The organism is Bacillus coahuilensis m4-4 (genome assembly GCF_000171615.1).
Lineage (GTDB): Bacteria > Bacillota > Bacilli > Bacillales > Bacillaceae_K > Bacillus_T > Bacillus_T coahuilensis.
This window is the reverse complement of sequence record NZ_ABFU01000018.3, coordinates 1-14,055: the sequence shown is the minus strand read 5'-3', so window position 1 is coordinate 14,055 and position 14,055 is coordinate 1. Positions and strand designations below refer to the sequence as shown.

At 35.5% G+C, this 14,055-nt stretch carries 15 protein-coding genes, 1 pseudogene and 1 riboswitch; of the genes and pseudogenes, 9 read left to right on the top strand and 7 right to left on the bottom strand.

Going from position 1 to position 14,055, the window contains the following annotated elements:
- Positions 1-3 precede the first annotated feature (3 nt).
- Positions 4-543 (top strand): cupin domain-containing protein, encoded by a 540-nt coding sequence (locus tag M44_RS04200; protein WP_010171184.1) that lies wholly within the window; start codon positions 4-6, stop codon positions 541-543.
- A gap of 31 nt (positions 544-574) precedes the next feature.
- On the opposite strand, the gene M44_RS20205 is transcribed toward M44_RS04200, so the two are convergent.
- Positions 575-1,402 (bottom strand): acyltransferase family protein, encoded by an 828-nt coding sequence (locus M44_RS20205; protein ID WP_237705206.1) that lies wholly within the window; start codon positions 1,400-1,402, stop codon positions 575-577.
- Between the two features lie 496 nt (positions 1,403-1,898).
- On the opposite strand from M44_RS20205, the gene M44_RS04190 reads away from it, so the two are divergent.
- Entirely contained in the window at positions 1,899-2,933 is a 1,035-nt protein-coding gene (locus M44_RS04190; protein WP_010171180.1) for a metal ABC transporter solute-binding protein, Zn/Mn family, read from the top strand.
- A 78-nt stretch (positions 2,934-3,011) separates the two neighbouring features.
- Positions 3,012-3,134: a winged helix-turn-helix transcriptional regulator gene (locus M44_RS25880; protein ID WP_081447400.1), complete on the top strand. Its 123-nt coding sequence runs from the start codon at positions 3,012-3,014 to the stop codon at positions 3,132-3,134.
- Between the two features lie 301 nt (positions 3,135-3,435).
- Here M44_RS25880 and M44_RS20200 read toward each other — a convergent pair.
- A pseudogene (locus tag M44_RS20200) lies at positions 3,436-4,853 on the bottom strand (SpoVR family protein).
- A 189-nt stretch (positions 4,854-5,042) separates the two neighbouring features.
- Positions 5,043-5,124, top strand: a riboswitch (cyclic di-GMP riboswitch).
- Positions 5,125-5,225: 101 nt separating this feature from the next.
- On the opposite strand from M44_RS20200, the gene M44_RS04175 reads away from it, so the two are divergent.
- A complete protein-coding gene (locus tag M44_RS04175) occupies positions 5,226-5,930 on the top strand; it encodes an EAL domain-containing protein (RefSeq protein WP_010171175.1) in 705 nt (234 codons plus the stop codon).
- A gap of 41 nt (positions 5,931-5,971) precedes the next feature.
- On the opposite strand, the gene M44_RS04170 is transcribed toward M44_RS04175, so the two are convergent.
- Together M44_RS04170 and M44_RS24700 are read right to left on the bottom strand one after the other, a co-directional pair.
- Positions 5,972-6,913 (bottom strand): copper resistance D family protein, encoded by a 942-nt coding sequence (locus tag M44_RS04170; RefSeq protein ID WP_010171174.1) that lies wholly within the window; start codon positions 6,911-6,913, stop codon positions 5,972-5,974.
- Between the two features lie 142 nt (positions 6,914-7,055).
- Positions 7,056-7,619, bottom strand: coding sequence for a copper resistance CopC family protein (locus M44_RS24700; RefSeq protein WP_010171173.1), 564 nt, complete (start codon positions 7,617-7,619; stop codon positions 7,056-7,058).
- A gap of 165 nt (positions 7,620-7,784) precedes the next feature.
- Between M44_RS24700 and M44_RS24695 the strand changes: the two genes are divergently transcribed.
- The 3 genes from M44_RS24695 (at position 7,785) to M44_RS28695 (ending at position 9,647) form a co-directional block, all read left to right on the top strand.
- Positions 7,785-8,270 carry a BCCT family transporter gene (locus tag M44_RS24695; RefSeq protein ID WP_010171172.1) on the top strand — a complete coding sequence of 162 codons (486 nt, stop codon included), beginning with the start codon at positions 7,785-7,787 and terminating at the stop codon, positions 8,268-8,270.
- Between the two features lie 49 nt (positions 8,271-8,319).
- Positions 8,320-8,517: a BCCT family transporter gene (locus M44_RS29780; RefSeq protein WP_010171171.1), complete on the top strand. Its 198-nt coding sequence runs from the start codon at positions 8,320-8,322 to the stop codon at positions 8,515-8,517.
- Between the two features lie 998 nt (positions 8,518-9,515).
- Positions 9,516-9,647, top strand: coding sequence for a hypothetical protein (locus tag M44_RS28695; RefSeq protein WP_010171170.1), 132 nt, complete (start codon positions 9,516-9,518; stop codon positions 9,645-9,647).
- 186 nt (positions 9,648-9,833) lie between these two features.
- Here the strand turns inward: M44_RS28695 and M44_RS26790 are convergent, their stop codons facing one another.
- Positions 9,834-10,046, bottom strand: coding sequence for a hypothetical protein (locus M44_RS26790; protein ID WP_155814904.1), 213 nt, complete (start codon positions 10,044-10,046; stop codon positions 9,834-9,836).
- Between M44_RS26790 and M44_RS30185 the strand changes: the two genes are divergently transcribed.
- Complete coding sequence (locus tag M44_RS30185; protein WP_474371548.1) at positions 9,993-10,109, top strand: four-helix bundle copper-binding protein; 117 nt, start codon at positions 9,993-9,995, stop codon at positions 10,107-10,109. The genes M44_RS26790 and M44_RS30185 overlap by 54 nt on opposite strands.
- Positions 10,110-10,222: 113 nt before the next feature.
- On the opposite strand, the gene M44_RS04145 is transcribed toward M44_RS30185, so the two are convergent.
- Positions 10,223-11,239 (bottom strand): tetratricopeptide repeat protein, encoded by a 1,017-nt coding sequence (locus M44_RS04145; RefSeq protein WP_155814903.1) that lies wholly within the window; start codon positions 11,237-11,239, stop codon positions 10,223-10,225.
- A gap of 511 nt (positions 11,240-11,750) precedes the next feature.
- Between M44_RS04145 and M44_RS04135 the strand changes: the two genes are divergently transcribed.
- The gene (locus M44_RS04135) at positions 11,751-11,996 is read left to right on the top strand and encodes a YhdB family protein (protein WP_010171167.1); all 246 of its coding nucleotides are present in this window, start codon (positions 11,751-11,753) and stop codon (positions 11,994-11,996) included.
- A gap of 43 nt (positions 11,997-12,039) precedes the next feature.
- Here M44_RS04135 and M44_RS04130 read toward each other — a convergent pair whose 3' ends face one another.
- Positions 12,040-13,776: a phospho-sugar mutase gene (locus M44_RS04130; protein ID WP_010171166.1), complete on the bottom strand. Its 1,737-nt coding sequence runs from the start codon at positions 13,774-13,776 to the stop codon at positions 12,040-12,042.
- Positions 13,777-14,055: the final 279 nt, after the last annotated feature.

The following is a 14,055-nucleotide window of genomic DNA, read 5'->3' as shown; positions in this document are numbered from 1 at the left end:
CGTATGGCAACGATTACCCTTCGCCAAACAAAAGAAAAAATTGTCAACCAAGTAGAGGTGAAACAATTTTTACAAACGCAAGGCGTACTATATGAGCATTGGAATGTTGAAAAAATTCCTACTTCATTCCAGAATAAGTTCAATCTAACTCCAGAAGAAAAAGAGGAATTATTAGCCCTTTTTAAGAGTGAAATAAATGAACTATCTGCTAGGAGAGGCTATAAAATTTGGGATATTGTCGCATTGTCAGAATCAACACCTAATATTCTAGAGTTAGTAAGGAAATTTGAAGAGATTCACACTCACTCAGAAGATGAAGTACGCGCCATCCTTTCTGGACATGGAATCTTCATTATTAAAGGAGACGAAGCAACAGGTTATTTTGATGTGAATCTAGAACCTGGAGATGTAATTAGCGTTCCTGAAGGTAACCCTCACTTCTTTACTTTACAAGAGGACAAACAGGTTATCGCCGTCCGCTTATTTGTAGAAATGGAAGGATGGGTAGCAACTCCTTACACAGACACAGAATATGTCAACTAATTCCATTAATAATATAAAGAAAATCCGCGATTTATCTCGCGGATTTCACTTTGTTAGTATGAAGTGGTGAAAAGGTCAAAATCTCTCCTAAACGGATAACTAATTTTCTTGTTAATATAAAATAGACAATCAAAGAAATAACGACCAACAGATAATATTGGTGATGTTCATGAATCCATTCATACACCGTCGATTCTTTCACAAACTTTAAGATAAACATGTGAAATAGATACATAAACAAAGTGATCGAGCCAACAGGTGTAATAGATAATGTTTTTCTTGGAATTAGACGTAAGAACAAAAATGTCACAATTCCCATGGCAATATAGACGATCATCCTATAAACACTTCCCAATAGTGCACTTTGGTTTAGAACATCTTCATAGGGGACTCTCCCGTAAAGCCATTCTCTTACCCCAATATCTCCTACTAGATAGATTAGTAAAAATACGAAAGCTCCACTTACTATCGTAATCTTTTTATCTAAACGATTGAACACTCTGTCTAGAGTGTCCCAATCTAACTTATATCCGATAAGATAAAATGGGAAAAAGAAGAAGGTTCGAGATAAAGTCAACGTTTCTCCAATCCCATCAATATACCCTATAACGAGTGAAAGAAGAACGGCAAAGACTACCCCCTTTTTCAACCTTGAAAATGGTACAAGCAGCAGCTGCCAACAAAATAAGCTCAATAAAAACCATAATGCCCATCTAGGAGAAAGAAGGGTAAATTCTATGGCATCTCCATAAACACCCCTATAATAATAGGTATACAAGAGTTGAAAAATGATATATGGTACTAATATTTTTTTTATTATTTTTGAAAAACTGTTCCCATGTTTGTATTTTTCTAGCAAAGAAGCCAGAGATAAAAATAAATGCAGGCATGTGAAACAAATAGATAAAGAGATAAATACTATCTATTAATTGATTTTCTCCAAGCATTCCAGATAAAGTATGCCCAAGAATAAACGAAAAAAATGAGAATCGCTTTTCCGTTATCAAAATATGGATTACGTGATGTCATGTTGCCTCCTAAAGATTCCTTTACTATACCCTTCTATCACTCTCTATCTTTTTAGGGGAGAGTTGGATAGAAATTTATTCCCAATTTTCCTATCTTCTAAACAAGATTTAATTATCATACAATGAATAGTCTTTTGACTCTACACATTTTTACCCAGTTAGCAAATAACAAAGTAATCAGAACTTTTTAACGATACTACTCTCATACTATATCAACTGGAAAAATATTAAATCGGAAATATTCTTGTTTACAATCCGTAACGATTACGATATAATCGATTAGCGATATTATGTAGGATTTATCAATCCCTACAAGGAGGGAATTATATGATAAAGAAAGCACTAGTACCATCTATTCTATCTTTATTGGTCATGGCAGCTGGGTGCCAATCAACCACATCCGCACCACCTGAAATCAACCATGACAATGATACGATTCAAATTTATACAACCTTATACCCCCTTGCCTTCTTTGCATCTCAAATTGGAGGAAAGCATGTTGAGGTTGAAACTATTATGGCACCAGGAACGGATTCACATACTTTCGAGCCAACCACCAAACAAATGATAGAAGTCGCTGAGAGCGATCTGTTTATTTATAACGGGTACGGCATGGAGCCGTATGCTGATAAAATGAGCGAATCACTTCAATCTGAGGAAATTGTTCTCCTAGAAGCAACAAAGGATCTAGATATTGATGAATTGACTGGCATCATAGATGAAGAGCATGCCGCTGAAGATGAGCATAGTGATCATGAAGATCATGCTACTGAAGATGAGCATAGTGATCATGAAGAAGACACACAACATGAAGATGAACATGAAGGACATCATCATGGGGATGTAGATTCACACATTTGGATTGACCCTAACTATTCTTTACAGCTTGCTGAAACGATAAAAAATCAGTTGGTAACTATGAAACCGGAAATGTCAGGAGAGTTTGAGGAAAACTTTGAAACACTTAAAACTCGTCTAGTAGATTTGGATCAAGAGTTTACTACTTTACTAGAATCAAAGGAGTCTAAAGAGCTATTAGTTTCTCATGCTGCATTTGGGTATTGGGAAAGTCGATATGGTATTGAGCAAATTGCCATATCAGGTATCTCTTCAACCGAAGAACCTTCTCAAAAACAATTGGCCGATATCATCAAATTGGCTCAAGAACACGACATCCAGTATGTAGTATTCGAACAGAACGTATCAGCAAAAATTGGTGAGATTATTCAAAATGAAATTGGTGCGGAAGCTGCCTATTTGCACAATTTATCTGTTTTAACAGAAGAAGATATTCAAAATAATGAAGACTTCTTTACGCTAATGGAGAAAAATTTAAATATACTTGATACCATTCTTAAATAGAATGAAGCTGTTAAAAAATCAGACCTTCTGTATTTTTTTAACTAGCTTTTTTCATTGCTCCTATTTCAATTGAAAAGCATGTTTTTCGATGAAATTCCACCTAGAGTAGAATATTCTATTTCTAAAATTGGGTTAACTCTACTCCCTCTATTGCAGGAAATGCATCGCTGGGGATCACTCCATCAGCATGAAAATTATTAATGTGTTGATACTCCTTTAATGAGATAGAGGTTACCTCTCAGTTTGCATGAATCACTTTTATACCACTAAGAAACCTCTGCCTTACGGACTGTTCATGAAGGCTTGTTTACTGGATTAGACATAATAATAAACAGGAATCTTATTATTAGACCAGATCTAAAACAGGAAAAAGAGGATGTTCCTAAATTATACCTTTCGGCGGAACACCCTCTTTTTCGAGATCCATGTAAAGTCGTCGCTCAATAATCGTTTTTTACGACCTTTTGAGTCAGCCTCCTTCTATACATATAGTGTAAATTCATTATAGATATTTTCTTTGCACCTTTCTACCGTCATAGGTGAATAACATATTCCTTCCTTCAACAATCGTTTCAATGTGACATGTTCTCCCCCATAAATGGTGAACATATGGAAGAACTTTTTCTAAATATTTGATATCAAGTTCAACATCCTCATACCAATGCTTTAAATATAGCTCGCCATTTTTTAGATAGTCCCCATCATTTACTGTGATATACGGGAAGCCGCCGTTTACTCTCATAGAGACTAATTGATCACGTACCTCAGTCCATGATTTATCAACAATCTTGTAATCTCTTCCCTGTTTTTGAAATAAGTACATATCTTCCCTTTGAACAAGATCCTTCGTTAAATAGTTCCGTAAGAAAGAAATATCTGATTCAATTTCTCTAACCTCAAATATCTTTTCTCTACCAGATCCAGATTTAACCCCTCTTTCCTTCATTTCTTCTGTTGGATTATTATACCGTTCTTCAATGTCTTCAAAAATCTTCAATCCTAAGTAGTATGGGTTAATTTGAGTTCTAGATGGCTGTACGACTCCTGCATTTAACTTAGCAAACTCAATCGATTCAGAGCTAGTTAAATCCATTTCTCTTAGTATACGTTGATGCCAATAGGATGCCCAACCTTCATTCATGATCTTCGTTTCAAGCTGTGGCCAGAAATATAGCATTTCTTCTCTCATCATTGTTAAAATATCTCGCTGCCAGTCTGTTAATTCTCGACTGTATTGTTCAATGAATAACAACAAATCTTTTTCCGGTTGAGGTGGAAATTGACGTCGTCTTTTTTTTCTTTAGGTTTGGGATTCTTTTTTTCTTCATCTAATGACCACAAATCATCATATTCTGATGCCTTAACCACTTCCTCCTCTTCCCACTCTGCATCATCTAGCGTCCAGTTTAACTTAGGACGTAGAAGAGATGGATCAATATGCTCTTCTACTGCGAGAACAGCACTCAAAAAGTCTTCGACCTCTTCTCTTCCGTATTTTATTTCATATTGTCTAATTCGATCGGCTGTCGCAGCCATACTCTCTACCATATCACGTTTTGTATTCTGAAATCTGACGTTATTTTTGAAGAAATCACAATGAGCTAGAACATGGGCAACAATTAATTTATTCTGAATCAATGAGTTGGAATCAAGCAAGAAAGCATAACATGGGTCTGAATTAATCACTAGTTCATAGATTTTACTTAATCCTAAATCATATTGAAGCTTCATCTTGAAAAACTGCTTACCAAAGCTCCAATGAGAAAATCTCGTTGGCATTCCATATGCCCCAAATGTGTAAATAATTTCTGCTGGACACACCTCATATCTCATGGTGTAAAAATCAAGGCCAAAACCTTTAGCAATCTCTGTAATCTCTCCAATTGCAGTTTGGAGTTCTTTATGCTCCTGATCCATCATGTAGACACTCCCCCCTTTTACTTACTTCATTATATGAGGAGACCTTTCTATTCATGAGGACTAGATGATTTTAACCTTTGACCTATTGTTTAATGCTTTTGTAATGGGTCTTATGATTCAGTTTCAACAAATTTCAACAAAAATATAGAAAAATCTACATATATATAGTAGGATGGTGTGAGTTAATGGAATATATAAGGGCAATCCAATTGATATATTGGTATGCAAAGCTATAGGGGCTTACTCATAGATCTGCCAGACAGCTGCAATTACTACTCCATAAGTCCCCATTACCTTTAACTTTTCTTAATGTTCCACGACAATATTACGTAAATAGATGAAAGACGAATATATGTTAAAGGAAGATCTAATATGGAAAAATTTGTACATAGCAACATCCACCCATTTACTAATATATTTCAACCTATATATAACCTAAAAGAAATGGAAATTGTAGGATATGAATCTTTAATGCGCACTACGATGTATAAAGACATTAAAGAATTGTTTCAGTTGGCTCATGAACAGGAATTCCTATATGAACTTGATACCGCTTCTATTAAAAACAGCTTGGCTCAATTTAAGCATACGTACTGGGAAGATCATGTGTTTCTATCTGTTAACATCTTCCCTTCCACATTAGGTGATGCTCAGTTTATATCGTTTCTAACTCAATTGATTACTGAGTTAGACTTTGAACCGTCTCGTCTCGTATTAGAGATGAACGTATTAGTTGACTTAACCACACTAGAACAACTGAAAGAACAGATTAGTTTATTTCAATCATTTGGAATAAAGATAGCCATTGATGAACTAGGTAAAAGTACTTCGTCCGTTGTATCATTAATTGAACTTTCACCTGATATGGTAAAGCTTGATCATTATTTCAGCAAAGATTTAGCAAGTATCACAAAAAAGCAAACATTTTTAATTAGTTTACTTATCTGGTTAGAAGACAAAGAGATCATATTGGAAGGTCTAGAAGCACAAGAGGATGTGGATAAAGCTAGGGCGTTAGGGATTCATTACGCACAAGGATATCAGTTAGGACATCCAGAGGAACATTTAAACAAATAAAGACGATAATAGGGTGCTCCAAAGCTTGGAGCACCCTATTTTTAATGTAGAGTAACGCTTTCCATTATTCCTAAATAAAGACAAATGAAAGTAAAAATCCCGCACACCAATGCTATACCTGCTCTTCCCTCTCTTTTTAACTCAGCGAAAATAAGGGTTGTAAAGCACCCGGTTAATAAAAGGAAAAGTATGCCCTGTGTAGTAAAAGTTAAACCGATAGAATAAAATTCTTCTACCTGAAAAAACAATTGAAATAACACGGAATAGCCTTCCCCATTCCATGTTTCTTTTATGTTATGTGGAGGGGAATTTTGTCCAAGTGTTCCTGTTACTATAAAGATGAACAGTATAAAAATAGTTTCAACCCTCGCAAGTCTCCTAGGATCAAATGTAGGATTATAGATTAATCTTTTTTTCACCCACCTACTGTTTATGAATATAAAATAGAGTAATGGGACTAGCATAACATGTTTTATAAGTAGGCTTTGTCCATAGGGTAATATCCAGGAGTCGGGGTAATCTTGATAAGAAACGGTAAGGCTCATTAAATAAAGTCCCGCAGCCATTACGATAAAAAAGCATGTACGCGCTAAAGGGGTATACCAAGTTAAAAACAATATCCAATTATGCTTATTTACAGAAAACCAGCTGACGATGATCAGGGTTCCAGCCCAAATGGTAACAGAGATTAGGTGCACAGAGTGACCAAACATTCCAGACCATTTTGTTATCGTACTGGAATGAGAAGCTGCTCCTATACTTATTAATACGGCTATTAAAGCGATAATTTTTATGATAGAAGATCGTTTTGAATCCTTTTTAACCTTAGTGAATATCATCATGAAAATAACAAGTAAGGCTGTTACCAACCAACTCTTCCCAATTTGATAGTGCATGGTTATGTTTAATAGGTTCAATAGAAAAGATGTGTCAGTCGATAATCTAGATGCTAAATCAATGACGGGATAATATGCAGTAATCATAATCATCACCAAGGACAAGGAAAAAGATAACTAGGAATCTTTAGCAATGGTATAGAATTCACATTTACCACGCTTAGCACTAGGATACCCATTGACATGCTACAGGCTATATATAATATAGCTTCCATAAGAAATGCCATCTTTATTTTTTCCTAACAAATAAGAAAGTGATGAATAGTAAGACAATGGCACCTACTCCTAAAAATAGACTGGAACCTTGTTGATTTGTATCTCCCATACTTCCATCTTGTTGATTATTTTCTTCTAGCGTATCATTTTCCTCATATGGAGGATTCTCTTCCTCTAAATCACTAGCAGACTCTGGTTCATTCTTTTTGATTCTCTCCATAACATCTAGTGTAAAAGGAATTTCCCCAGTTATGATATGCCCATCTGCTCCAACAATTTCCCAATAGATAATATAAGAACCATTTGATAGCCCCTCAATCTCTCCCGTCATTTTATCCTCTTCAATGTTAATAGTAGATACTCGTTGTTCTTCTCCCGTACTATTTAAAATTTTGAATGAACTTGCCTCTTCAATCACGGTTCCAAACATCAATTCAATTTCCGTTAATTCATTTTGTACCACCTCATTTGCGGAAGGAGAAGATTCGACTAATTGAGTATGAGCATATGTTACTTCGACTCTAACCAATAGGATAATCACTAAGGGAATCAACCACTTTATATAAGATTTGAGCATTACATTTACCTCCATTCTAGAGTACATTATACAAAAATTATGTCTCGTGTTGTATGAGTTTTTATTTTAAAAGAATTCCGTATACCTTTTCCTACTATAACAAAAAATGAAATAAACACATTCATTAGTAGCAATACAATAAATACTACTAGATTGGAGACTTCGATGAAAAATTCCGTAATCGATTGGACCACTTTTTTTGGAGCACTGATACTACTTCTTGGGGTAACCATTCCCCTCATCCTTTTCCCTGATAAAGGACAAGTTTTTGTTAACCAATTAAACGAATTTATTACCACTAAATTAGGCGTGCTCTATTTAATCATGGGACTAGCTGTGTTCATTTTTTTAATCTATGTTGCATTTAGCGATAGTGGAAAAATTAAATTAGGCGATGTGCATGAGAAACCTGAATTTAACAGCTTTTCGTGGGCTGGGATGCTTTTTTGCGCAGGTATAGGCTCAAGTATTCTATACTGGGGTACAATCGAGTGGGCCTATTATTATCAAGGACCTCCTTTTGGACTTCTTCCGCAATCGAAAGAATCCATTGTTTGGGCAAGTACATATGGAATATTCCATTGGGGACTTATTGCATGGGCTATTTATACCCTACCTGCACTCCCCATCGCTTATTTCTACTGTTCGTAAGAAACCTGTCCTTAAGATAAGTGAAGCTACAAGACCAGTCATTGGAAAATTGGCAGATGTACCAGTAGGAACGCTCATTGATATATTATTTATATTTGGGCTTATAGGAGGTGCTGGAACGACTTTGGCATTAGGAATCCCTATGATTGCAGAAGGAATTAACAAATTAACAGGCCTTGAAGTCAATATGGTCTTAAATACAGGAATCTTGATATATGTTCTTACGGACATCGTCGCGACCGATTGATCAATAAAAAAGCAAACCCCTTTGAGTAGGGAGGTTCGCTAAATGTTCATTATCCATCTTCTCGAATATCGAATTAGGAAAGTTCATCTATAATTTATGAACAAATGTGATAAGTAAGTTATAAAACCAACTAATAGACACACGCATTGACAGATCTATTCTATTTTTATTTTTTTAAACGTTACGTTTTTGATTATTATGAGCGGTCTCTAAAATCTAAGAAAAATTTTTAAAAAACTATGAACATAAAATAACTAATAGCAGAAGTGAAAGCCCTGCTTTGCAATAAAGTAGTTATATCCGGTGTAGAATAGTTCATTATTTATTCATTCCTTTCTAGATACATAAATACTTATTTTAATAAATAGTAGATTTCAAACTCCATATACGGCGTGCAAAGCCAATCTGCTAAGTGGAAAAAAGGAGATAGCAGCTCATTGCTATTTCCTCGATCAAATCTTTCTAACCTTCTGCGCTCGGAAAGAGGTCCGCATTTTCTGGAAAGCACCTGAGTTGCCTTTGACGACATGCACCCTGCAATGAGTCCACCCCGGCTTGTTAAATAGAGCCTTATTTGTAATGGAGTAAAAATTACTCAGAATAATAATGAACCACAAGATAGAATGAGACCACGGTATATAAAAGCGAAATCCAGAAAGACACAGATTTATAAAAATTGTTTTTCATTTCTTCTTTAGTCTTATTTTTATAAGACATGTATCCTGGACCGTGTATAAAGAAAAACGTCAAAGTAGATATAACACCTATCAAGAAAGACCATTCTATAAAAGGACGGCCGGTCTTTAAATAAGATAGAGCTGGGATTATAAAAAGCACTAGAATCGTAATGATTACTGGAATGACACGTATAAACAGCGAGTACAGTAGAAACCCTCCTTTTTACTAATTTTTCTGTAAATTAATAACAGTTTAACGTTTACCTTATTTATATATTTATGTATAATAATACCATACTTATAGTTTAGGAGGTGAACCAAATGACAAAAGTAAAAGCATTATTTGCTGTTGCAATCTTAACTACTGTGTTTAATTTTGTTGCCCCTACTTATACAAGTGCGAATGGTGGTGCCACAACCAACATATTGCATGGATGTCCTGAGTGTCTATAATTTTACATAAACAGTACGTTTCGTATTGTGAAAGTATTACGGCAACTTCGCATAACCTCGCTAAATCTTGCTCCGTATAAATATAGTTTTTCATATTGATACTCCCTCCTTACTGCACTATTTAACTCTATTATTTAAACAAAAATAACGGGGCGTTCTCCTCTTTGTGCGTTTTGGACAGGAGATTTACGCAAACGCGCTTTGTTTATACGCTTGGTCAATCCATGTTGTAAAGATGCCATGCTTTCTACAAGTGAGCCTGTGTTTCATCACTAATCGGTCAATTTTTCCAGTAGAATCAATCGACCGCATATAACTCACTTTCCCAACAAACGCCGCGCCTGTATGGAGATATGTTATGCCTGTGCGGAGGAATGTAAAAAACACGATCATGATCATTGTCAAGCCTGTGCAGACGCTAGTATGAAGTGCTTGGAAGAATGTAAAAAAGTGCTAAACTAACTGTAGAGAAACGCATCTCGAATGGTAAGCTGCGCTTCTCTTTGTTTAATGACAAGAGCATTTTAGCAAGTTGTATTATAAATTCGATGTTTTCTGCATGGAATGGAGTAAATTTAAGTAGTTTTGGCTTCTTCCTTCTTACCCATTTCAGAATAGAGCTTTGTCAACCATTTGACTGGCAATGGGTCTTGAGGATGCATTTCCATCTCCCATTCAAAGCATTCTATGGCTTCTTTGTGCATTTTCATCTCTTGATACATAGTTCCTAATGAAAACTGCTGTTCTAAGTCATTTTGTAGGGTAACCATTTTTTTAATAGTGGTATATGCGGGTGGAGTATCGTTATGTTCATTTAGTGGCTCTAACCATTCAAATACAGTACTCAAAGATTCCACTTGTAATACAGAAGGTAATAGGGTTTGAAGAAAGGTTTCTAGATGTTCTGTGGACAGGAATTGAATAGCATTTTCAAATAAGGCTTTGCGGTCTAATTTTGTCACATCCAGATCTTCTTGTAAAAGTGTCTCCATATCCAGTTCTTTTGACTTTCCAAAACGAACTAACAATGTAAAACACTCCTCATATTTTTTCAATGTTTTAGAGGACGTTATGAAAGCATCAATGAATAAAGAAGATGGCTCTTTGTTTACTATTTCCTTCAGAATTTCCCACTTTTCTTCAAGAGTAAAATAAGTAGAAAGTAAATGTAAGCATTCCTTTTGATCAAGAATTGTTTCACCTTGTAAAAAGATCCAAACTAATTCCTTTTGAAGATTTCTTTTATTGTATAAGCGCATAAGTTCTTCTATCGCTGCTGGATTTTCAAGCTGTTTAAACAGGAGCAATTCTCCTAAGAATGGATCCAACTCAATCAAATGTACACCTGCCTTTTCATACTGTAGGGTATATTTTAAATAATCCATCCCATTTGCAAGTTCATGTGACCATTTATCATTAGAATCGTACCACTGGATTCCCATTAGTATCTGAAATGCTTTTTTGAACTTCCCGTTTCTTCGATAATCATAATAATAGCTGCGCATCAGTTTCATTAATTTTTCTCTAGGAGCAAATGAATCAAGGAATGAAAGTAAATACACTAGTTCTTGAGGAGAGTAAGTATTCYGCAATTTTCGTACCMCTGTACTGATTGGKTGTGACATGTTGGTTAAAGGTAATGATGGAACGGACTGAAATAAAGGGATGAGGATAGTTCACTGTATAGCCGTTATGAAAGAGTGACTCTAACATGGAGCCTTCTTGAATTCTCCCTAATTTGGTTAGGATAAGGTCGTTTCGAAAATAGAGGCAATATGCATTTTTAAAAGGATTATCCCTAGTCGGTGTGTATTCCAAGACCTTACATAATCCAGAGGATACCATCCGATTTAGCTTCATTTCATATTTCAGATTTTTGTCTTGAATAACTATCTGTTCTAATGCCATAACAATCCCTCCACATTTGTAGTGTTACCTACTCTATTTTTTTTAATTAATTCATAAAGCTGAACATGTAGGACAAGATATTATCCATCCAATATTAAGAAATACCGACTTTATCCAATAGGCAGTTTTTACTGAGACAAATCCAGTTTGAATCGCATACACTAATAGCAACCCTTCAAGAAGGAGGGAAAGTGATTGAACAAAATGGATTATGATCGAGCTCTATACTATACACATCGTTCAGAATGGGATAATCTTTTGTTATTAATGGTTAGAACGAAAGATCAATTTCTTTCAAAGAAAATTGAACATTTTCTTCATGCCTATAACTTTTCTAAAGATTATCTGGAAGTGGAATCGAACATGTATAATTTAATGAGGTACATTGAGCATGCAAATGGTCAATTTCCAGATACTCTAGACGAAGCCTATTATCATTAAAAGATAAACATAAAGAGGATGACAATGGTCATCCTCTTTTATTTTATGCTGTAACAAGCTCGTTTACTCTCGCCATAACCGCTTCTTCATATGCTTTTAGCTTCTGTTCACTATCATCCAATGATGTTCCAATCGTACTAAAATAAAATTTCACTTTTGGTTCAGTTCCAGATGGACGCACACAGAACCATGTCCCATCTTCTAAATAGTACTTCAACACATTAGACTTAGGTAGTTCGATGGTTTCTTTCGTATTCTCCACTAAATTTGTACGTACAGAAGATTTATAATCTTCAACGGCTGTCACTTTAACATTGTTAAGCTGTTCAAAAGGCTCTGCTCTAAATGTAGTAAGAATAGATTGAATTTGATCTGCTCCGGTCTTCCCTTTAAGAGTTAGTGATTGTAAACCTTCGCGATAATATCCAAACCTATCATACAAGTCTAATAATACTTCATACAGGGTTTTTCCTTGCTTTTTGTAATAAGCAGCCGCTTCAACAGCCATTAATACAGCTTGAATAGCATCCTTATCACGTGCAAAGTCACCAATTAAATACCCGTAGCTTTCTTCATAGCCAAATAAAAAGCTATGCTCTCCACTCTCTTCATAATGCTTAATCTTCTCACCGATAAATTTAAAGSCTGTTAAAACATTTTCAACAGAAGCCCCGTAATGTTCAGCCACTTTACGACCTAACTCAGAAGTGACAATAGTTTTAAAAACTCGACCATTTTCAGGAATATGACCTTTTTCTGCTCTCATGCTTAAAATATACTCTAAAAGAACGGCACCTGTTTGGTTTCCTGTTAAAAGAACATACTCCCCGTTCGTATCCTTTACGGCAATTCCCACGCGATCTGCATCTGGATCCGTAGCTGCTAAAATATCTGCATTCAAACGTGTTCCATAAGATATAGCGTATTTAAAGGCTGAACGTTCTTCCGGATTTGGTGAAGACACCGTTGAAAAATTTGGGTCTGGCATTTCTTGCTCTTTCACCACATGAACGTCTTTGTATCCTAGTGCTTGCAATCCTCTAGTGACCATACTATTAGCTGTACCGTGTAATGGAGTAAACACAATGGATAGATCCACTTCTGTCGCAATTTGTGGCTTCTCTGAAATAGAAAGTAAGTGGTCTAAATAATTTTGGTCAATCTCTTCCCCAATCGTTTTAATAAGTCCAGATGCTCTTAATTCATCTTCTGATAGCACAACGATTTCTAATTCGTTTTCCACTTCATTTACCTTGGCAATAACTTGATCCGCTTGGTCTGGAATTAATTGAGCACCGTCTTCACCGTACACTTTGTAGCCGTTATATTCAGGGGGATTGTGACTTGCCGTAATAACAATACCTGAAAATGCCCCTAAAGAACGTACGGCAAAGGACAGCTCAGGTGTTGCACGTAGCGACTCAAATACATACGTTTGAATCCCATGACTAGCTAACGTTTTCGCAGCTTCCATCGCGAATTCAGGCGATTTATGTCTAGAATCATAAGCAATTGCTACACCTTTTCGCTTTGCCTCCTCGCCTTTAGATTCAATGTATCTCGCAAGCCCTTCAGAAGCTTTTCGAACTGTATATACATTCATTTTATTTGTTCCTACGCCGATTTCACCGCGCATTCCACCTGTACCAAACTCTAAGTTTTTGTAAAACGAATCTTCAAGAACTGTTTGGTCTTGTTCAAGTTCCGTTAATTGTTGCCTTAATTCAGCGTCTAGCTTATCATATGTATTCCATTTTTTATAAATCGATTGCCATTCCATCTTATGTCCTCCTTAAAATGAACGAATTCAATTACTTTATTCTATGTTTATGTATAATACCCTTTATAAAATGGAGTTCTTTTTTTTCTTGTTATAAACTGAACGTGATCGTTCGTAACTATCATAACAAAAAAAAGGTACAGAAGATAAAGTATTTCCACTATAACTTTTCAGAAAGTCTTCCGCTTCCATGATAAAGAGGTTGACTCAAAAGGTCGTTAATAGACGATTTTTTTGAGGCACCTCTTTTTTATAATTATTTTAGAATTTGCACATCTG

Excerpts from the sequence above, each read along its gene's own strand:
- M44_RS04200 (WP_010171184.1), top strand. The coding sequence starts at position 4 with ATGGCAACGATTACCCTTCGCCAAACAAAAGAAAAAATTGTCAACCAA.
- M44_RS04190 (WP_010171180.1), top strand. The coding sequence starts at position 1,899 with ATGATAAAGAAAGCACTAGTACCATCTATTCTATCTTTATTGGTCATG.
- M44_RS25880 (WP_081447400.1), top strand. The coding sequence starts at position 3,012 with ATGTTTTTCGATGAAATTCCACCTAGAGTAGAATATTCTATTTCTAAA.
- M44_RS04175 (WP_010171175.1), top strand. The coding sequence starts at position 5,226 with ATGGAAAAATTTGTACATAGCAACATCCACCCATTTACTAATATATTT.
- M44_RS04170 (WP_010171174.1), bottom strand. The coding sequence starts at position 6,913 with ATGATTACTGCATATTATCCCGTCATTGATTTAGCATCTAGATTATCG.
- M44_RS24700 (WP_010171173.1), bottom strand. The coding sequence starts at position 7,619 with ATGCTCAAATCTTATATAAAGTGGTTGATTCCCTTAGTGATTATCCTA.
- M44_RS24695 (WP_010171172.1), top strand. The coding sequence starts at position 7,785 with ATGAAAAATTCCGTAATCGATTGGACCACTTTTTTTGGAGCACTGATA.
- M44_RS28695 (WP_010171170.1), top strand. The coding sequence starts at position 9,516 with ATGACAAAAGTAAAAGCATTATTTGCTGTTGCAATCTTAACTACTGTG.
- M44_RS30185 (WP_474371548.1), top strand. The coding sequence starts at position 9,993 with ATGGAGATATGTTATGCCTGTGCGGAGGAATGTAAAAAACACGATCAT.
- M44_RS26790 (WP_155814904.1), bottom strand. The coding sequence starts at position 10,046 with ATGATCATGATCGTGTTTTTTACATTCCTCCGCACAGGCATAACATAT.